20 protein-coding genes are annotated in these 20,191 nt (G+C 32.6%); 13 read left to right on the plus strand and 7 right to left on the minus strand.

The window, feature by feature from the left end:
- The first annotated feature begins 65 nt into the window (after nucleotides 1-65).
- The 3 genes from ACODSB_RS19415 to ACODSB_RS19425 all read left to right on the plus strand — a co-directional run bounded on the left by ACODSB_RS19415 (nucleotide 66) and on the right by ACODSB_RS19425 (nucleotide 2,997).
- Nucleotides 66-497 carry a hypothetical protein gene (locus ACODSB_RS19415; RefSeq protein ID WP_053471400.1) on the plus strand — a complete coding sequence of 144 codons (432 nt, stop codon included), beginning with the start codon at nucleotides 66-68 and terminating at the stop codon, nucleotides 495-497.
- Nucleotides 498-630: 133 nt separating this feature from the next.
- Nucleotides 631-2,409: a hypothetical protein gene (locus tag ACODSB_RS19420; RefSeq protein WP_488938248.1), complete on the plus strand. Its 1,779-nt coding sequence runs from the start codon at nucleotides 631-633 to the stop codon at nucleotides 2,407-2,409.
- A gap of 42 nt (nucleotides 2,410-2,451) precedes the next feature.
- The gene (locus ACODSB_RS19425) at nucleotides 2,452-2,997 is read left to right on the plus strand and encodes a DUF1697 domain-containing protein (RefSeq protein ID WP_053471478.1); all 546 of its coding nucleotides are present in this window, start codon (nucleotides 2,452-2,454) and stop codon (nucleotides 2,995-2,997) included.
- On the opposite strand, the gene ACODSB_RS19430 is transcribed toward ACODSB_RS19425, so the two are convergent.
- Both ACODSB_RS19430 and ACODSB_RS19435 read right to left on the minus strand, forming a co-directional pair.
- A complete protein-coding gene (locus ACODSB_RS19430) occupies nucleotides 2,994-3,497 on the minus strand; it encodes a hypothetical protein (protein ID WP_488938249.1) in 504 nt (167 codons plus the stop codon). The two genes, ACODSB_RS19425 and ACODSB_RS19430, sit on opposite strands and share 4 nt — an antisense overlap.
- A gap of 26 nt (nucleotides 3,498-3,523) precedes the next feature.
- Nucleotides 3,524-4,255 carry a Dph6-related ATP pyrophosphatase gene (locus ACODSB_RS19435; protein WP_488938265.1) on the minus strand — a complete coding sequence of 244 codons (732 nt, stop codon included), beginning with the start codon at nucleotides 4,253-4,255 and terminating at the stop codon, nucleotides 3,524-3,526.
- A 93-nt stretch (nucleotides 4,256-4,348) separates the two neighbouring features.
- Here ACODSB_RS19435 and ACODSB_RS19440 point away from each other — a divergent pair, with 93 nt between their 5' ends.
- From ACODSB_RS19440 to ACODSB_RS19450, 3 genes are all read left to right on the plus strand, one after another.
- Nucleotides 4,349-5,185: a transposase gene (locus ACODSB_RS19440; RefSeq protein ID WP_488938250.1), complete on the plus strand. Its 837-nt coding sequence runs from the start codon at nucleotides 4,349-4,351 to the stop codon at nucleotides 5,183-5,185.
- Nucleotides 5,182-7,242: a M1 family metallopeptidase gene (locus tag ACODSB_RS19445; protein WP_488938251.1), complete on the plus strand. Its 2,061-nt coding sequence runs from the start codon at nucleotides 5,182-5,184 to the stop codon at nucleotides 7,240-7,242. Before ACODSB_RS19440 ends, ACODSB_RS19445 begins: the two co-directional genes overlap by 4 nt.
- Nucleotides 7,243-7,343: 101 nt before the next feature.
- The gene (locus tag ACODSB_RS19450; RefSeq protein WP_053471406.1) at nucleotides 7,344-8,243 is read left to right on the plus strand and encodes a patatin-like phospholipase family protein; all 900 of its coding nucleotides are present in this window, start codon (nucleotides 7,344-7,346) and stop codon (nucleotides 8,241-8,243) included.
- 80 nt (nucleotides 8,244-8,323) lie between these two features.
- Here the strand turns inward: ACODSB_RS19450 and ACODSB_RS19455 are convergent, their stop codons facing one another.
- A complete protein-coding gene (locus tag ACODSB_RS19455; RefSeq protein WP_053471407.1) occupies nucleotides 8,324-8,845 on the minus strand; it encodes a DUF7935 family protein in 522 nt (173 codons plus the stop codon).
- Between the two features lie 115 nt (nucleotides 8,846-8,960).
- Between ACODSB_RS19455 and ACODSB_RS19460 the strand changes: the two genes are divergently transcribed.
- The 4 genes from ACODSB_RS19460 to ACODSB_RS19475 all read left to right on the plus strand — a co-directional run bounded on the left by ACODSB_RS19460 (nucleotide 8,961) and on the right by ACODSB_RS19475 (nucleotide 13,774).
- Nucleotides 8,961-9,728: a sulfite exporter TauE/SafE family protein gene (locus ACODSB_RS19460; protein WP_180860198.1), complete on the plus strand. Its 768-nt coding sequence runs from the start codon at nucleotides 8,961-8,963 to the stop codon at nucleotides 9,726-9,728.
- A gap of 114 nt (nucleotides 9,729-9,842) precedes the next feature.
- On the plus strand, nucleotides 9,843-10,142 hold the full coding sequence (locus ACODSB_RS19465) for a hypothetical protein (RefSeq protein ID WP_488938252.1): 300 nt from the start codon (nucleotides 9,843-9,845) through the stop codon (nucleotides 10,140-10,142).
- Between the two features lie 534 nt (nucleotides 10,143-10,676).
- On the plus strand, nucleotides 10,677-13,013 hold the full coding sequence (locus ACODSB_RS19470; protein WP_488938266.1) for an ATP-dependent helicase: 2,337 nt from the start codon (nucleotides 10,677-10,679) through the stop codon (nucleotides 13,011-13,013).
- A 140-nt stretch (nucleotides 13,014-13,153) separates the two neighbouring features.
- Complete coding sequence (locus ACODSB_RS19475; protein ID WP_073481338.1) at nucleotides 13,154-13,774, plus strand: L-threonylcarbamoyladenylate synthase; 621 nt, start codon at nucleotides 13,154-13,156, stop codon at nucleotides 13,772-13,774.
- 190 nt (nucleotides 13,775-13,964) lie between these two features.
- Here ACODSB_RS19475 and ACODSB_RS19480 read toward each other — a convergent pair whose 3' ends face one another.
- Genes ACODSB_RS19480 through ACODSB_RS19490 form a run of 3 tightly spaced genes read right to left on the minus strand, consistent with a single transcriptional unit; the run spans nucleotide 13,965 to nucleotide 16,317 of the window.
- Nucleotides 13,965-14,798 (minus strand): OmpA/MotB family protein, encoded by an 834-nt coding sequence (locus ACODSB_RS19480; protein WP_053471411.1) that lies wholly within the window; start codon nucleotides 14,796-14,798, stop codon nucleotides 13,965-13,967.
- A 34-nt stretch (nucleotides 14,799-14,832) separates the two neighbouring features.
- Nucleotides 14,833-15,852 carry a glycosyltransferase family 2 protein gene (locus ACODSB_RS19485; RefSeq protein WP_488938253.1) on the minus strand — a complete coding sequence of 340 codons (1,020 nt, stop codon included), beginning with the start codon at nucleotides 15,850-15,852 and terminating at the stop codon, nucleotides 14,833-14,835.
- 12 nt (nucleotides 15,853-15,864) lie between these two features.
- Complete coding sequence (locus ACODSB_RS19490) at nucleotides 15,865-16,317, minus strand: type I restriction enzyme HsdR N-terminal domain-containing protein (protein ID WP_053471413.1); 453 nt, start codon at nucleotides 16,315-16,317, stop codon at nucleotides 15,865-15,867.
- Nucleotides 16,318-16,418: 101 nt separating this feature from the next.
- On the opposite strand from ACODSB_RS19490, the gene holA reads away from it, so the two are divergent.
- From holA to ettA, 3 genes are all read left to right on the plus strand, one after another.
- Nucleotides 16,419-17,423, plus strand: coding sequence for a DNA polymerase III subunit delta (gene holA / locus ACODSB_RS19495; RefSeq protein ID WP_056209552.1), 1,005 nt, complete (start codon nucleotides 16,419-16,421; stop codon nucleotides 17,421-17,423).
- Nucleotides 17,424-17,490: 67 nt separating this feature from the next.
- Complete coding sequence (locus tag ACODSB_RS19500; protein ID WP_053471415.1) at nucleotides 17,491-17,673, plus strand: CAL67264 family membrane protein; 183 nt, start codon at nucleotides 17,491-17,493, stop codon at nucleotides 17,671-17,673.
- Nucleotides 17,674-17,755: 82 nt separating this feature from the next.
- Nucleotides 17,756-19,447, plus strand: a complete 1,692-nt coding sequence (gene ettA / locus ACODSB_RS19505; protein WP_111291005.1) for an energy-dependent translational throttle protein EttA — start codon at nucleotides 17,756-17,758, stop codon at nucleotides 19,445-19,447.
- Nucleotides 19,448-19,666: 219 nt separating this feature from the next.
- On the opposite strand, the gene ACODSB_RS19510 is transcribed toward ettA, so the two are convergent.
- Nucleotides 19,667-20,110 carry a thiol-disulfide oxidoreductase DCC family protein gene (locus ACODSB_RS19510; protein ID WP_488938254.1) on the minus strand — a complete coding sequence of 148 codons (444 nt, stop codon included), beginning with the start codon at nucleotides 20,108-20,110 and terminating at the stop codon, nucleotides 19,667-19,669.
- Nucleotides 20,111-20,191 lie beyond the last annotated feature (81 nt).

The raw sequence follows: 20,191 nt of genomic DNA on the forward strand, positions 1-20,191 counted from the left end.
GATAAGCAACCTTTTAACAATTTTATCATCTATTTATATAGTTAAACTTTAAAAATAAAATCAAAATGAAAAAATTTGCCTCTATTTTTATATTAATGTTAAGTATTGTTTCCTGTTCAAGTGATAATGCCGATTCCCGATCTTCTTTTACTTATTACGGAAAATGGAAACTGACCAGATCTACTGGTTCTTTTGTTGAAGCTATTTATATTATAGGCAAGCCGCAATATCTGGAATATTATGATTTAAAAAAAGATAATACGTTTATAAAAACCAGAACAAAAGATGGAGTTACAACAACGGCATCAGGAACTTTTTCGATAACAGAAATTCAAAATCAGAAGCACTTTAAATTAACATATACCAGTACAAGCGAAATTATAGAAAGCTGTACCGGAAATTTAAGTGAAGAATTATTTATTAATGAAGCACAAGAACTAATAAGTACATGGCAAAATTGCGATGGCCCGACATTGGTATACGAAAAAACAAAATAGTTGTAGATTTCACGAAATTCAAAATATAAAAACTCTGTTAGAAACTTAACAGAGTTTTTTCGTTTATAGTCAGTTTTGTTTTAATAAATAAAGATAATTATTAGATTTGTTTTAAATATAAGCCACTAAGAAAATGAGTAAAGAAGAAAAAGTTCCTTTTGAAACTATTGTGTTTGCAGGTGTTACGTTTAAAGTTATTAATAGAAACGAAGCCCACACTATTATTGGAGATCTTACGGATTTTAACGGTCAAAAAATCTACAATGTTTTTGAAGATACCTGGCGTTTTCCTGATTATGAAGAAAATCCAATCTTTTTATTAGCAGAAGAAGATGTAGAAATGGATTCCTTCGAGATGGATTTCACTACAGAACAACATCAGGATATTTTTATTCTGGGATTTATTTTTAAAGGAAGCCTGAATGTCAAAAAACTTATAAGTTCTTTTGATACCGATAATTCGCCCGCTTTGATTGTTTTGGGAGAAACTAAAACGGTTAATATCACTTTGTTTGGAAATGTTCATTATTTAGGCGGAGGTTTAAAATGTGATACCATTATTGGTGAATACAATCACGGAGAACTTTTTGTAAAAGGTGATGTTACATCGTGGTTAATTTACAGCGACGATATGCTGATGCATTTTGAACGTTTTACAGATATTCAGGCAATTGTGAGCGTAAACAGACCGGATATAATGATTTGCAGCAATCTAAGTGATGCTGACGGCAATATAATTATAATTGAAAACTACTTTCCATCCACACATAAATTATCTGACATTGTCGATGATTCTTTTATCGAGGTTTCAAATGGAACTGAAATACTAGGAAACAATTACCACGAAGACGTTTTTAAAGAAGGGCTTTCGATTCTTGATTACGATAAAAAAGAAAAATATATGTATACTGATTTTCGCAGTCAGTTTATAAATATGGTAGAAGTTTTATCTCAATTAGAATATGTAAAACACATAGGCAGAATTAGTAAAAAGAGCGGTACAAACGAATATTCCTTTATTCCGTTTACTTATGAAGGAAAGAAATACAGCCAGCTTTCTGAAGAAATTGGAAATGGTTTTAACATTAAAATGCGTGCTTTATGGTGTCATGATGATGAAGAAATTACGCTTGTTTTAGAATATCTTGATGAAGAAGGAGATACCAAATATCAATGGGCCAATAATGAAACTGCACCCGGAATAGAAATGTTTACTGTAAAATGTGCAGCATTAGAAGCTTTTGAAGTTTTGACAAAAGAAACTTCTGATGAAGAAGATGAAGACAACGATGACGATGAAGAAACTGAATATCAGGAATATGATAATAGTTTTTCTCTAGAAGAATATTCGGTTCAGTTTGACAATTATGCTTTACCAGAAGATTTAGTGAAACTTTACGGATTTGATCAAAAATATGGATCTGAAACCTATTCAGAATGTTTTGGTTTGTTAATTTATGATGATAAAACCGGAATAAAAACATGGTCTGAAGAAGAAGAATTCTACAATAGTTTTATTGAATTTGCAGGCGCAAATGGTTCAGGAAGTTCGTATGCGTACTGGCTTATCGATAAAGATTTAAATAATTGCCCAATAGTAGTTTTTGGTGACGAAGGCGGAATTCATGTTGTAGCTGAAAATACCCGAAAATTGATTCATCTTTTAACTTTGGATACTGAAATTTCAGTCGATTTTGACAATGCTTATTTCTATAAAGATGAAGAATATTATGAAGAAAATGAAAACAAAGAAGAGTTCCAGCAATGGGTTAAAAAGGAATTTGGTTTTAATGCAATAGAAACAAACGAAGAAGCTGATGAAATCGTTGATGAAGCAAAAGCAAAGTATAAAAAACAACTCAATGATTTTTTAATCAAATTCGATATAGAAATTGGTGAAGATGAAGACTAGTTTTGATACAATGAATATTTATCTTTGACTAAAATTTTAAAAATGGCAACACACTTAGCACTTCTTCGCGGAATCAATGTCTCTGGTCACAATATGATCAAAATGGACGCTTTGAAAACAATGCTTGAAAATATTGGTTTTCAAAACGTTCGTACTTATCTGCAATCCGGAAATGTTTTTGTTGATAGTGAAGAAGATGCTGCGAAAGTGGGTTTTATGATCAAACAGGAAATTTTTAAGGTTTTTGGACATGAAGTTCCTGCCATTGTAATTGCAAAAAAGGATTTAGAATTGTGTTTTGCAAACAATCTTTATTTAAAGGAAAAAGATATAGATATCAAAAAGCTTTATATTGTTTTTGTTGCGATTGCCTTGAAAAAAGAAAGCATTCATGATTTAAAAATCAGCCAGTTTAAACCAGATGAAGCAACTATTGACGAAAACAGGATTTATATTAAATATGCTGTTGGCGCCGGAAAGACAAGACTGGAATTGAAATATATCGAGAAAAAACTAAATGTAATTGGCACAATGCGTAACTTGAATACGGTTACGAATTTGTTAGCAATGTATGAGGAACAGAATTAATCCCGCATCCATTTTAGCATTGCTGGAAAAGCTGATTTTCCTTCTTTAGCAGCAAGTTCATTTCCCAGACATAAACCCATCCATTCCAAAAGAGGTAATCCTATGTAATTTTCATTACTGAAATTTGAAATTAACCAATCAGAATCATTTTTATATCCATTTGGGTGAAATATAAATTCTAAAGGTAAATTCAAATAAGTGGCTGCAGCAAATGACCATAGAATAGCTGCGATTTCTTCTCCATGAGTAGGCCATTCAGGTGATATTTCGTCTGTACCTATTAATTTTCTTTCTATAGAAGTTGTAACGGCAAGATGTCCAGCTTCATGTAAAATATCTCCGGGATAAAGTAAATTATTATAATCAATATAAATGCAATTTGGCCCTAAATCCAATCCGGGTAAAAAAGTTGTACCCAATTCTTTTTCAATTATATTGATGTTAATTTCATTTAGAAACTGAAGCACTTTTTTTACTTCGTAACTTTCTTGCAAAGACATATAAATTTGTTTTTATATTGAAACAATTAAATAAGATCACAATACCAAAATCCAAAATCAAAAGCATCTGCTGCATTAGTGTCACAGGCTTTATTGGATGAATCCTGGGTTTTTGGTTTTTCATATTTTCGATAAACAATTTCTCCAATTTCAAAATCAATAGGTTTCGAAAAAATTGGTCCATCAAAAGTAAAAGTATGAAATTCTCCGTTTTCTCCGCAAACATCAACGTTTTCAGGTAAATCATTTATGAAATCCTGATCGATAATTCGGCCGACAAAACTTTTATCTAAATATCTTTCGTTTACGCAAACCACAATCGTTTTAAATCCAAGCGAAATAAATTCCTGAATTAAATTGTGAGATGGAATTTTCCAAATGGGAAAAACACCTTCAAAACCTATTCTCGCCAATTGTTCTTCACGATATTTTCGCAAATCTTCCAGAAAAATATCTCCAAAAACAGAGTACATAATTCCTTGATTTTTTAATTCCGTCAAGGTTTCTGTCATTACAGTTTCGTAAACTTCCATTGTCGGCATTTCCGGAACCTGCATAATTTTTAACGGAATTCCGATGCTTTCTGCCTGAGCCTGTAATAATTCAACACGAACACCATGCATTGAAATTCGCTGATATTGCTGATTTACGCTCGTTAATAAACATTCGATTTTAAATTCAGGATTTTGAAGAATTTTATATAATGTTAGTGCAGAATCTTTTCCGCTGCTCCAGTTAAATAAGGCTTTTTTAGGTATAGACACGTTTGGTTATTTTTGTGTTGTAAACTTACAAATTTCATTCGATTTGTTGTTGAACCTTTGTAACTTTGGGTTTTTACACGCCAATTTATGACATTATATAAGGACAAATTAAAAATTGATTCCAATCGATTGAGAGATTGGGATTATTCTAGTGAAGCAGTTTATTTCATTACAATGGTTACAAAAGACAGAGAATGCATTTTTGGATCTGTTGAAGATGGAAAAATGATTTTAAATGAAAATGGAAAGATTATTGAGAATGAGCTTTTGAAATCGATAAAGATTCGTAAAAATTGGTTTTTTCATAATTGGATTGTGATGCCAAATCATATTCATTTGTTGATTGAAATTCAGGAAAATATGGAAAAACGGGTTGAAACGTCACAAATTAAAACGTTGCAGATTAACACATCGCATATTGTAGAGACGCACAGCAGTGCGTCTACGTCCGGCATATCCACAACGAATGAAACACAATCTTTGTCGACACACTTTGCGGAGACGCACTGCTGTGCGTCTCTACAGAACCAATCTTTGTCGAAATCATCAAACGAATCGAATTTAAACGTACCAATTAAAAGGTCGCATATTGTAGAGACGCACAGCAGTGCGTCTACGTCCGGCACATCTACAACGAATGAAACCCAATCTTTGTCGACACACTTTGCGGAGACGTACTGCTGTGCGTCTCTACAGAACCAATCTTTGCAGACATTTTATCGTAAACCCAATTCCATTTCCTCTTTTGTTGCTATTTTTAAATCGGTTACAACAAAACAAATCAATGGTTTTGAAACAATTTGGCAGCAAAACTATCACGATCATATTGTTAGAAATTACAAAACATTTGAAACAATTTATGATTATATTAAAAATAATCCAATATCTTGGGATACGGATTCTATAAATTCACAATTGCAATGAAATACATTTTCTCTTTTATAACCACATTCATTTTTGCACAGCAAACCAAATATGTTGATTTTAAATCGGTTTCAGGTCAATTAAATATCGTTGATTCCCAAAAAATAATTTACGGACAAGTAGATTACGATTTTGAGGTTTTACAATCAATTGATACCATAAAAATCGATGCTAAAAACATGCAGTTTACCAATGTTCAAATTGATGGAAAAGATGTAAAATTTATTAATACAAACAAAGAATTACAAATCATCAATAATTTTCAAAAAGGAAATAATCATCTGATTTTCAGTTACAACGTAAAACCAAAACAGGCATTGTATTTTGTAAATATTGAAAATGACGATATTCAAATCTGGACGCAAGGGCAGGGAAGATATACCAGCAACTGGTTTCCGAGTTTTGATGATGTAAATGAAAAAGTAATTTTCAATCTCGGAATAACTTATAAAAAAGAATATCAAGTCGTTTCAAATGGAGTCTTAAAAAGTAAAACAGAGAAAGATAATTTGGTGCATTGGCAATACCAAATGGAAAATCCGATGAGTTCTTATTTATTAGTGCTTTCTATTGGAAAATATGACAAAAAGCAATTTACATCTAAATCTAAAATTCCGTTAGAATATTATATTGAAAACAAAGATGCTTCACGTTTTGAGCCAACATACCGTTATTCAAAACGAATTTTTGATTTCCTGGAAAAAGAAATTGGCGTAAAATATCCGTGGAAAGTTTTCAGGCAGATTCCGGTTCGCGATTTTTTGTATGGCGGAATGGAAAATACAACAACGACACTTTTTACAACTCGTTATGTAGTGGATAATATTGGTTTTACAGATCGAAATTATACTAATGTTGATGCACATGAACTGGCACATCATTGGTTTGGAGATTTAATTACTGCCGAAAGCAGCACACATCACTGGCTTCAGGAAGGTTTTGCAACGTATTATGCATTATTGGCAGAAAGAAATATTTTTGGAGATGATTACTTTTATGCCAAATTATATGATACGGCACAACAGATAAAATTTGCATCAAGAACAGACACTATTCCGGTTTTAAACGGAAAAGCCAGTTCGCTGACTTTTTATGAAAAAGGAGCGTGGGCACTTTTTGTTTTACACGAATCCATTGGAGATAAAGCCTTTAAAAAAGCGATAAAAAGTTATTTGAATAAATATGCATTCAAGAATGTAAATACAGAGAATTTCTTCGACGAAATTAAAAAAGTTTCGGATTTTGATTTGGTTCAGTTTCAAAAAACCTGGCTGGAATCTACAGCTTTTGATACGCCGACTGCCAATGCTTTATTAAGCAAAAACAATGCAATTAAAGTGCACTTAGAAGTTGATAAATTAAAGAAAACACCTTTAAAAGAAAAGCTTGATTTCTTCACTAAAACTATGGATTCAGATATTCATCATTCAGTAAAAGAAGCAATTATTTCGCAATTACAGACTGAAAAATATGAAGATAAAAAAGAGTTATTATTGAAAGCTTTGCATCAAAATAACGTACAGCTTCGTCAGACTTTAGCAGAAACTTTATCAAAAATCCCGGAAGATTTTAGAACAGAATATGAAACACTTTTAGACGATAAATCGTATCAAACACAAGAAGCCGCATTATTCTATTTATGGAATAACTTCCCGAATCATAGAAAAGAATATCTTGATAAATCGAAAAACTGGATTGGTTTTAACGATTATAACCTTCGCACATTATGGCTTTCGCTTGCTTTGTCTACCCAAGATTACAGCAGTAATCCTGAGGAATTAATAAATGAATTAATTTCTTTTTCTACAACAAAATATGAAGCAACAACACGCCAGAATGCGCTAGAAAAATTGATTGCGTTTAAGTTTATTAACGATGAAGTTTTAACCAATTTAGTTAACGCCACAACGCACCATATGTGGCAGTTTTCAAAATTTGGAAGAGATTCGATTAGGATTTTATTAAAAAATTCAGAAATGCGTGCTTCATTTAATAGAATTTTACCTAATTTGAACCCCGATGAACAGTTTCAATTGAATCGTTTATTAAAAGAATAGAAAATAGAGAATAGAAGAAAGAAAATAGATTTTTAGGTGAGTCTATATTCTATTTTCTTTCTTCTATTTTCTAACCAAAAACAAAACCTACTATATATTTTATGAGAGCATTAGTTATTTCTGGTGGTGGAAGTAAAGGAGCCTTCGCCGGAGGAGTTGCACAGTATTTAATTGAAGAAAAACATCATGAATACGATTTATTTATAGGAACATCTACAGGAAGTTTGCTTATTCCGCATTTAGCTCTCGGTCATATCAAAAAAATACATTCCGTTTATACCAATGTTACAATGTCCAGTATTTTTAATATCTGCCCCTTTGTAGTAAAAGTAAAAGAAGGAGTGGATATCGTGACGATTAATCACTTTAATGTACTTCGTCAGTTTTTTAAGGGAAAGAGAACTTTTGGCGAAAGCAAAGGTTTGAAGAAATACATTAGAAATAATTTTTCTCTTTCTGATTTCAATAATCTTAAAAAAATGAATAATGACGTAATTATTACGGTCACCAATTTCACTAAAAATGAATCAGAATACAAATCAGTAAAAGATTGCAGTTATGAAGAGTTTTGCGATTGGTCTTGGATCTCCAGTAATTATGTTCCGTTTATGAGTTTGGTTTCAAAAAACAACTACGAATATGGCGATGGTGGGTTTTCAAGTTTGGTTCCAATTCGTGAAGCTATTAACCGCGGCGCTACAGAAATTGATGTTATTATTTTGGAAACAGAAGTCAATACAAGCAAAATGGTTATTGGTAAAAATCCATTTTCGTTAATGATTGATTTGTTCCGAATTGCTTTAGATCAGGTTGAAAAACATGACATTGCTATAGGAAAACTTATGGCAAACACTAAAGATGTAAAACTTAATTTATATTATACTCCAACCAAATTGACTGATAACGCTTTAATTTTCAATAAGGAAATAATGAAAGAATGGTGGAAACAAGGTTATGAATATGCTCAGAATAAGTCTGAGGTTATGAGTGATAACAGATGATTTTAGATTTTAGATTGCAGATTTTAGATTGGAAATGCTTTTAATCTGAACTCTAAAATCTGCAATCTAAAATTATTATCTTACCAAAGTTCAGCAACCTCGTTTTTAATGTAACCTAAAGCAGCATTGCTTGGAGATTGTTTTTCTAATAATTCATTTAAAATAACTTCACGAAGTTTATCTGCACTGTCAACACGGTCGCTCATAGCAGCTTTACGAATCATTTGGATAGTTGAGTTTTTTGCAGTCGTAATTATTGTCCAGCATTCATCAGACATATAAATTTGCTGCGTTAAATTGTGCTCAAATTCTTGTTCGATTTGGTCAATTACAAAATTTTCGTAATCATGTTTATCGTGAGAAATAGGAGTGATTCTGATTAATAATTTGGTCAAATTGATACGCTCTAAAAATAATGTCATACGTTCGTAAGCTTGTAGACGTATCGGAAGCGATTCTTTATGTGCTTGTCTGTTTAACAAAAAAGCACGCTTTTTATCATTGTTTTTAATATGCAGTTCAAAAAAACTGTAGGCTACAAATCCGGTAACAATGGCAGGTAAAGTATAACTTGCTAATTCTATAATTCTTGTAAAATCCATTTGGGTAATTTTTTTTAGCAAAAATATACTTTTTGACGAGAAATCCACTTTAAATTTACACGAATAAACAAATTGTAAAACTTACTTTTGCTACTTGTTTTTTAATACACTTTTAATGGATTCATACATAATACTTTTTCTTTGTTTAGCTGCTTTTGCAGCAGGATTTATTGATGCAATTGTGGGCGGCGGCGGATTAATCCAAACACCAATGGGGTTAATTTTATTGCCAAATCTGCCAGTTTCAACAGTTATAGGAACTTTAAAAATTCCGGCTTTTAGCGGAACAGCTTTCGCGGCTTTTCAATATCTGAAAAAAGTAGTTATTCAATGGAAATTGCTTTTGATTATGATGTGTTTAGCAGTTCCTTCAGCATTTTTAGGTTCTACTATTTTGACACTGGTTAGCAATGATTTTATGAAACCGCTTTTGCTTGTAGTTTTATCATTGTTATTTATATATACTTATGCAAAGAAAAATTTCGGACAGCATGTTGCCAAAGATCATTCGGCAGCAACACAAATAATTTATGCGGTTGTAATTAGTATAATCGTCGGTTTTTACGACGGATTTATTGGTCCCGGAACGGGAAGTTTTTTCGTTGTGGCATTTATTGCACTTTTAGGCTTTGATTTTTTGCACGCTTCCGCGAATGCTAAAATGGTAAATCTGGCAACAAATTTCGGTTCGATTTGTTTGTTTATGATAAAAGGAAAAATCATCTGGACAATTGCAATCCCAATGGCAGTCAGCAACGGACTTGGCGGCTGGCTTGGTGCAAAACTCGCAATCAATAAAGGAAATGGTTTTATTAGAATTTTCTTTTTGATTGTTGTTGTGGGAACTTTGATTCGATTTGCTTACGATGTATTTTATAAATAGAGTTTGCGAAGATGCTAAGGTTCTGAGATGCTAAGTTTTTTGTTGTTTTTTCTATCTTAATTATCATTTTATTAGAGTATATTTGTGAAACTATAATACTTAAAATATCATTTAATGATACAGATAGTTGAAAATTACGAGAATTATATTAATAGTCTCCCAGAATTAATTAGTAAATCTTATTATAAAGCTGAGTTTTTCATGCAAAAACTAGGTTTGAAACATGCTACATATTATAGAAAATTAAAATCAAAAAGCTTCACACATCAAGAAGTAAAGTTAATTACGACTTTATTGTTTCCTGAAGAAATTTTGATTCAGGAACTTCAAAAAAGCGAAGAAGATATTAAAGCGGGAAGGACTGTAGATTTTTCTGATTTTAAACAAAAACTACGAACTAAGTATAATATCTAAATTTAAGGGATTTCTTTTATTGTCCCAAAATAGTGTTACGTAAATAATATTTTCCTCAATTCTATAAAAAAGATACACTTGATTTGTTATCAAGAACTTTCGATAGTTGGTTTTTTTATACCTCGCACCAATGTGATTATTTATTTGAATCATTTCCAAAATTGCGATTGTTTTTTTAGAAAACAATGTTGCCTTTTTTTCTGAATATTTGTTAGTAAGTTCAAAATAAGTTTTTTCAGCATTTTCGGTAAGAATTATTTTCATTTTATTTTGTAAGTTTTACAAAGATAAAATTAATTAAAGATTTTTCTTTCAAAAATATTTAAAGAATGCCAAATGTTTGAACCTAGCCACGATTGAGGCGGTATCCTCTCCTCCCGATGGCTATCGGATGAGACATATAGCCGAAAGCGGGAAACCATGTTTAATAAAAAGCCTATTCTTTGGCTTCAAAAAAACTTAGCATCTCAGAATCTTAGTATCTTAGGAACTTTCTTTTTTAATTCTTATTTTTGCATAAAGGAGAAAAATTACATGCAGAAATATATTGACCAGCTCAACGAAGCACAGAGAGCGCCTGTTCTACAAAAAGACGGGCCAATGATTATTATTGCTGGTGCAGGTTCGGGGAAAACCCGTGTTTTAACAATTAGAATTGCTTATTTGATGGCTCAGGGTGTTGATGCTTTCAACATTTTGTCGCTGACTTTTACCAATAAGGCAGCCCGTGAAATGAAGCACAGGATTTCGGATATTGTGGGAGCATCTGAGGCTAAAAACCTTTGGATGGGAACTTTTCACTCTATTTTTGCCCGTATTCTTCGCTCAGAATCAGATCATTTAGGTTATCCATCCAATTTTACAATTTACGATTCCCAGGATTCGGCCAGACTGATTTCTTCTATTATTAAAGAAATGCAGCTGGACCGTGATATCTATAAACCAAAACAGATTTTAGGCCGTATATCTAGTTATAAAAACAGCTTAATTACAGTAAAAGCATATTTCAATAATCCGGAATTAGTCGAAGCTGATGCAATGGCAAAAAGACCGAGATTAGGAGAAATTTATCAACAGTATGTAGAACGTTGTTTTAAGGCAGGAGCAATGGATTTTGACGATTTGCTTTTGAAAACCAATGAGTTATTGACTCGTTTTCCAGAGGTTTTGGCAAAATATCAGGATCGTTTCCGTTATATTTTGGTTGATGAGTACCAGGATACAAACCACTCTCAATATTTGATTGTTAGAGCTTTGTCAGACAGATTTCAGAATATTTGTGTGGTTGGAGATGATGCACAGAGTATTTATGCTTTCCGTGGAGCGAATATCAATAATATTTTGAATTTCCAAAAGGATTACGATGGTGTAGTAATGTATCGTTTAGAGCAGAATTACCGTTCAACCCGAAATATTGTGGAAGCTGCAAATACGGTTATGGAGCACAACAAAACTAAACTGGATAAAGTAGTTTGGACTGCAAATGATTTTGGTCCAAGAATTAAAGTCCACCGAAGTTTGACAGATGCCGAAGAAGGTCGTTTTGTAGCCAGTACAATTTTTGAACAGAAAATGCAGAATCAATTGCATAATGGAGCTTTTGCAATTTTGTATCGTACTAATGCTCAGTCGCGTGCAATGGAGGACGCGTTGAGAAAACGTGATATTCCGTATAGAATTTATGGTGGATTATCTTTCTACCAACGTAAGGAAATTAAAGATGTTTTATGTTATTTGCGTTTGGTTCTGAATCCGAAAGATGAAGAAGCTTTGATTCGTATAATTAATTATCCGGCACGTGGAATTGGAGATACAACCGTAGAAAAATTAACTATTGCTGCCAATCATTACAAACGTTCGATTTGGGAAGTAATGGTGAACATCGATAAAATTGATCTTAAACTAAACGCGGGAACTAAAAACAAATTGAAAGATTTTGTAACGATGATTCAGAGTTTTCAGGTTATTGATCAGAATCAGGATGCTTTTTACATTACAGATCATGTTGCAAAGAAAACCGGTTTGGTTCAGGAATTGAAGAAAGATGCTACTCCGGAAGGAATGGCAAAAATTCAAAATATCGAAGAACTTTTAAACGGTATTAAGGACTTTACAGAAGGACAAAGAGAAATTGACGGAGCTAGAGGTGCACTTTCTGAATTTATGGAAGATGTGGCTTTGGCAACAGATTTGGATAAAGATACCAATGATGAAGATCGTGTGGCGCTGATGACGATTCACTTAGCAAAAGGATTAGAATTTCCGCATGTTTTTGTGGTTGGTATGGAAGAAGATTTGTTTCCGAGTGCGATGAGTATGAGTACGAGAAGTGAATTGGAAGAAGAACGCCGTCTGTTTTATGTAGCGCTAACGCGTGCAGAACATCAGGCATATTTGACTTACGCGCAATCTCGTTACCGCTGGGGGAAATTGACAGATAGTGAGCCTTCTCGTTTTATTGAAGAAATTGACGGGCAGTTTCTAGAATATCTAACTCCGTCAGAAAGTAATTATCGTTATAAATCACCAATCGATGGTGATATTTTTGGAGACATTGATAAATCAAAATTGCGATTAGCAAAACCAGTAGGTGGAACGCCGCCAAAACATATTACAGATAATAACCCGAAACCGGATTTAAACATTCGAAAATTAAAACCTGTATCTGGAAATGCGCCGGAGAGTTCTAATACTAATTTGTTTGACAGTAAACTAACAATTGGAAATGTCGTAATGCACGAACGTTTCGGAAAAGGAGAAGTGATTAATTTAGAAGGAGTTGGAGCTGATAAAAAAGCCGAAATTAAATTTGAAGTAGGAGGAATTAAAAAACTTCTGTTAAGATTTGCTAAATTAGATGTTGTAGGATAATAAATAAAAGTTTCAAGTTTTGAAAATATTTGTCACCCTGAGCGAAGTCGAAGGGCGCTCTAATTGGACGTGGGCTTCGACTTCGCTCAGCCTGACAAACCTGAAACCTGAAACAAACAAAACTTTAAACAAAAACCAAAATGGCAGAATTCATAAAAATATATCCAGATAAACCTAGTGAAGCTGCAATTGCAAAGGTTGTAAAAGTGCTTCAAAATGGTGGTTTGGTAATTTATCCAACAGATACTGTTTACGGTTTAGGCTGTGATATTACCAATTCGAGGGCATTAGAAAAAGTAGCGAAAATAAAAGGAGTTAAATTAGAGAAAGCAAACTTCTCTTTCATTTGTCATGATTTAAGTAATCTTTCAGATTACGTGCGCCAGATCGATACATCGACTTTTAAAATATTAAAAAGAGCATTGCCTGGGCCTTATACATTTATTTTGCCGGGAAATAATAATCTGCCAAAAGAGTTTAAAAAGAAAACTACTGTTGGTATTCGTGTTCCTGATAATAATATAGTTTTAGAAATTGTTCGCCAGTTAGGGAATCCAATTGTTTCGACTTCGATTCGTGATGAAGATGATGTAATTGAATATACTACTGATCCTGAATTAATTTTTGAAAAATGGCAGAATCTGGTTGATATGGTAATTGACGGTGGTTATGGAGATAATATTCCGTCAACCATTATAGATTTATCAGAACATGAGCCGGTTATTGTAAGGGAAGGAAAAGGCGATATTGATATTTTGTAAAAAAAAACTTAAATTGCATAAAACTTAAAAAATTATACCTAACTTTAGTATAGTTAAAATTTAGTTAGTTAATAAAAGCAATGTTGTCTTAATTTATTTTAATTGGTTGTTAAAAAAAATTAAGGGTACAAAAAAAGGCTGGTCAATTGACCAGCCTTTTCTGTATATAAAGTATATGTTACTTTAAAATTTATTTTGCCTGTTTTTTCATTTCTTTCTCGATCATATCGTAGAATTGATCAATTTTAGGCATAACAACAATACGAGTTCTTCTGTTACGAGCTTTGTTCTCTGGAGAATCGTTTGCAACTAATGGAACGTATGAACTTCTACCAGCAGCAATTAATTTTGCAGGGTTAACATTTAAGTCATTTGTCAAGACACGAACGATAGAAGTAGAACGTTTAACACTTAAATCCCAGTTGTCTAGCAAAACTCCGTTGCTTTTGTAAGGTACGTCATCAGTATGTCCTTCAACCATACACTCAAAATCAGGTTTGTCATTTACCACTTTTGCAACTTTAGCTAAAACTGATTTTGCTTTATCACTTACTTCATAGCTTCCGCTTTTGAATAATAATTTATCAGCAATAGAGATAAATACAACTCCTTTTTCAACATTGATTTCGATATCCGGATCGTTGATTCCAACTGCACCTTTTAAACTTGTAACTAATGCTAATGTTACACTGTCTTTTTTTGTAAGAGCATCTTGAAGTCTAGATATTTTTAAATCTTTCTCTTTTAAGCTTTCTAGCGATTTTTCTAAGTTTTCTGCACCTTTAGTAGTTAAAACTGTTAAATCTTTAGAGCTGTTGATTAAATCTTGATTGTGTTGTTTATAGCTTTCAGCTGTTGCTGCTAATCCTGCTTTTTCTTCCAGACAAGAATTTAATTTAACTGTGCAAGAGTTTAATAAATCTTGTGTCTCTTTTTGCTTAGCCTCTAAAGCAGCATATTGCTTTTTAGATACACACGAAGTTAAGGCCATTAATACTGATAGTGCGATAACTATTTTTCTCATAGGTATTATATTTAATTAAACGTTGATTACAAATTTAGTTTTTAATATTTTGATTACTGTTAAAGATTTCTTTAAAAACCTCTAATTTCTTTATATAATAAAGGAAAACGATACTTTTTACGGTATAGTATTGCTGTATTTGAAAATCTTTTCGTTTGTTTAGATATTTTAAAGATAGGCAATAAAATGAAAAATGCGCCTTTAAAATTGCAAAAGTATGCCCAAACTTTCCTTGTGTAAGAAAACGGATACCGGCAATTCCATCTAAAACCATTCGAAAGAAAATTACAAAGAACAATCCTTTTTTAGGAAGATTTTTGACAAGCATTAACAATGAATTCCTAAAGTTTAAATACGTTTTTTTAGGATTTCCCTGCTGTAAAGTTGCTCCTCCAACATGATAAACAACTGATTCTGAATTGTATTTTATAATATGTCCTTCATTTGTAGCACGCCAGCATAAATCAATTTCTTCCTGATGCGCAAAAAAAGCTTCATCAAAGCCTCCTAAAGCATGATAGACTTCTTTTCTAATAAAGAAACAAGCGCCCGATGCCCAAAAAAGTTTACAGCTGTCATTATATTGACCGTTGTCTTTTTCGACAGTATCAAAGATTCGGCCTCGGCAAAATGGAAAACCATATTTATCAATAAATCCGCCCGCTGCTCCGGCATATTCGAAATATTCTTTGTTTTTATAATCCAGGATTTTTGGTTGAATAATAGCGGTTTCTTTTTCTTTATCGAAAGTTTCAATAATGGGTTTTAACCAATTTTCGGTTACTTCAATATCAGAATTAACTAAAGCATAAATCTCGGCATTTACACTTTGAAGTGCATCATTGTAGCCTTTTGCAAAACCGTAATTACCAGTATTTTGAATAATTTTTATTGAAGGATAATTTTCTCTAACAAAATTTACAGAATTATCTGTTGATGCATTATCAGCTACATAAATAGTAGCTTCTTCTGAATATTGTAAAACTGAAGGTAAAAATTGTTCTAACAATTTAACTCCGTTCCAATTTAAAATGACAACTGCTATTTTATCCAAAAGTGTTTTATTTTATTTATTAATATGGTAATCTGGTAAGTTTTGTAAAAACTGATATTTTTCATTTTCAAAGTCCATTTGACAATAAAAATGACTTAACCCATTCGTGACATTCAAAAACCGTGCCTTCATGGTCATGTTATAACGGGCAATTTGATCAAAAGTTGCTTGTGATATTTTAACTTCAGGCGCTTTGCACTCTACTAATATATGTATAGAACCGTCAGAATTAAAAACCACAACATCATATCTTTTTCGTAATCCGTTGACAGTTAAAACTTTCTCTACATTGATAAGCGATTTTGGGTATTTTTTTTCATTAATTAAATAATGAACAACATGCTGACGAACCCATTCTTCTGGAGTAAGAATGATAAATTTTTTCCTGATTTCATCAAAAATAGACACTTTATTTTCGCTATTTTTGAATCGGAAAGTATATGTAGGGAAATTTAGTTTTAACATAAAGCAAATATAATTTGAAAATTAGTCAATTTGAAAATTAGTTAATTATTTTATTTCGAATTAAACTGAAAACGGATACTGAATACTGAAAACTAAATTTAATGGACGAAGTTGTAAAAATTGTCAATGATATCAAGGCAGGAGATATAAAACCTATTTATTTTTTAATGGGCGAAGAACCTTATTATATAGATAAATTGTCTGAATACATTGAGCAAAATGTACTGGCCGAAGAAGAAAAAGGATTTAACCAAACGGTTTTATACGGAAGAGATGTTTCTATTGAAGATATTGTTTCAACAGCGAAACGTTATCCTATGATGTCTGATCGTCAGGTTGTTATTGTGAAAGAAGCGCAGGATTTGTCCAGAACAATTGATAAAATTGAGTCTTATGTAGATAATCCGATGCCATCTACAGTTTTGGTTTTTTGTTACAAATATAAAACACTCGATAAACGTAAAAAAGTTACCAAACTTTTAGCGCAAAAGGGTATTGTTTACGAAAGTAAAAAACTATATGAAAATCAAGTTGGAGATTGGATTAAGCGAGTTCTGGCTGGAAAAAAATATACAATCGATCCAAAGGCAAACGCCATGCTTGTTGAGTTTTTGGGAACTGATTTAAGTAAAATAAATAATGAGTTAGAAAAACTGCAGATTATTTTACCGCAAGGAACAATGATTACGCCACAGCATATTGAGGAAAATATTGGTTTCAGTAAAGACTATAATGTATTCGAACTTCGAAAAGCAATTGGCGAACGTAATCAGTTGAAAGCTTATAAGATAGCCGAAAATTTTGCTCATAACCCAAAGGAATACCCGCTGGTAATGACAACAGGTTTAGTTTTCGGATTTTTTGTACAGCTTTTAAAGTACCACGGACTTAAAGATAAAAATCCAAAGAACGTGGCAGCGGCAATTGGAGTAAATCCGTATTTTTTAAAAGAATACGATTTGGCGGTAAAAAATTATCCCATGCGAAAAGTCAGTCAGATTGTTGGAGCTTTACGTGATATTGATGTAAAAAGTAAAGGAGTAGGGGCCAACGCTTTACCACAATCAGATTTGTTAAAAGAAATGCTGTATAAAATATTTAATTAAGCCATGAAAATTCACGATATTTGCCTTTCTAAAAATTTTACTACTTAAAAATAATAATTACACAATTATGGGAATGAATAAAAATACCGTTTTAGGATGGGCTACTTTTATAATGATACTTATGGGATTGTTGCTTATAGGTCTTGGCGCTTTTAGATATAGCGATGTTTCTGGCTGGGGATTTGCGGCGGCAGGTGTTGGTTTTTTTGCTAATGCCTGGGTTTTTAACGCTTTAAAAGGTAGAGTTTAATTTGATTCAATATCAATTGCAAAAATCAATTGCAATTTAAGGACAGTAAAAAAATAATTAATTAAAATAAAAAATAAATAGAATGTCAGACGATAAGAAAGTAATTTTCTCAATGCAAAAATTGAGTAAAACCTATCAGGGAGCAGACAAACCAGTACTTAAAAACATTTATTTAAGTTTCTTTTATGGAGCTAAAATTGGTATTTTAGGTCTTAACGGTTCTGGAAAATCTTCTCTTTTAAAAATTATTGCAGGAGTTGATAAAAATTATCAAGGAGATGTGGTTTTTCAACCAGGTTATACTGTAGGTTATTTAGAGCAGGAACCAATTCTTGATGATTCTAAAACGGTTATCGAAATTGTTCGTGAAGGTGCTGCTGAAACTATGGCAGTTTTGGAAGAGTACAACCAAATTAATGATTTATTCGGTCTTGAAGAAAACTATTCAGATCCGGATAAAATGGATAAATTGATGGATCGTCAAGCGGCTTTACAAGACAAAATTGATGCTCTTGGTGCTTGGGAAATCGATACTAAATTAGAAATTGCAATGGATGCTTTGCGTACGCCGGAAGGTGATACGCCTATTAAAAACCTTTCCGGAGGTGAGCGTCGTCGTGTAGCTTTATGTCGTTTGTTATTACAACAGCCGGATGTATTGTTACTTGATGAGCCTACCAACCACCTTGATGCTGAATCTGTACTTTGGTTAGAGCAGCACTTAGCACAATATTCAGGAACTGTAATTGCGGTAACGCACGATAGATATTTCCTTGATAATGTGGCAGGCTGGATTCTTGAGTTGGATAGAGGAGAAGGAATTCCGTGGAAAGGAAACTATTCTTCTTGGTTAGACCAAAAATCAAACCGTATGGCTCAGGAAGAAAAAGTAGCTTCTAAACGTAGAAAAACTTTAGAGCGTGAGTTGGAATGGGTTCGCCAAGGAGCAAAAGGACGTCAGACAAAACAAAAAGCACGTTTACAGAATTACGATAAATTATTGAATGAAGACCAAAAACAATTGGACGAAAACTTGGAAATCTATATTCCGAATGGTCCACGTTTAGGTACGAATGTTATTGAAGCTAAAAATGTTGCCAAAGCTTTTGGTGAAAAATTATTATACGATAATTTGAACTTTACTTTGCCACAAGCTGGTATTGTTGGAATTATTGGACCAAACGGTGCAGGTAAATCTACCATTTTCAAAATGATTATGGGAGAGCAAGCTACTGACAGCGGAGAATTTTCGGTTGGAGAAACTGTAAAAATCGCTTACGTAGACCAGTCACACTCTAATATCGATCCAAATAAATCGATTTGGGAAAATTTTGCTGATGGTCAGGAATTGATTATGATGGGAGGGAAGCAAGTAAATTCAAGAGCTTACTTATCTCGTTTCAATTTTGGCGGCGGCGAGCAAAACAAAAAAGTATCAATGTTGTCTGGTGGAGAACGTAACCGTTTACACTTAGCTATGACATTGAAAGAAGAAGGAAACGTACTTTTACTGGATGAGCCTACGAATGACTTAGATGTTAACACACTTCGTGCACTTGAAGAAGGTTTAGAGAATTTCGCAGGTTGTGCTGTAATTATTTCTCACGACAGATGGTTCTTAGATAGAATTTGTACTCACATCTTAGCTTTTGAAGGTGACTCTGAAGTTTATTTCTTCGAAGGAAGTTTCTCTGATTATGAAGAAAACAAAAAGAAACGCCTTGGTGGTGATTTAACTCCTAAACGTTTGAAATATAGAAAATTGATTAGATAGTTTTAATAATTTTCAAATTTTTAAAATCCCAAATTCCAAATTGTAATAGATTTGAAATTTGGGATTTTTATTTTTTGTCATTTCGAGGAACGAGAAATCGCACTCGAAACTCGACAAAGATTGGCGACATTCTATACGGAATTACTTGTACGATTTCTCCTTACGTCGAAATTACAATATTGCGTAAAAATTGGAATTTGGAATTTTATAAATTGGGATTTACAAAAACTTAGCCTTCAATTCCGGAGTAGGAATCATACAGCTTTCTTTTTTGCCATACCATTTATAGCGGTTTTTAGCAATATAGTGGTAAATATAATTTCGAAGTCTTTCAGGTAAAATTTTAAAAACAGAAAGTAAACTGTAAATTCCACCTAAGTCATTTGCAATTTCTATAACTGCAGATGATTTATGATAATAAGCAACACTGGGATTATACAAAATTATGCTATCAATTTTAGTTTGATCAACGCCAATATAATTGCAAATCTCTTTTCCCAAATCTGACTGCAAAGCCACAAAACGAAAAATATCTTTTTTGTCGTGTTTGATAATAAACTGAACCGCGCCGTTGCAAAGATTACAAACGCCATCGAAGAGGATTATTTTTTTATTAGGAGCTGTCATTGCGAGGAACGAAGCAATCTCATTTTGGGTTTTCATATTTTATGGTTGCTTGTTTTATATATAATGTTTACTTGTTTTAGTGCGGTTGCTTCGTTCCTCGCAATGACTTTGCGTCTG

This window comes from Flavobacterium sp. FG68, assembly GCF_057808895.1.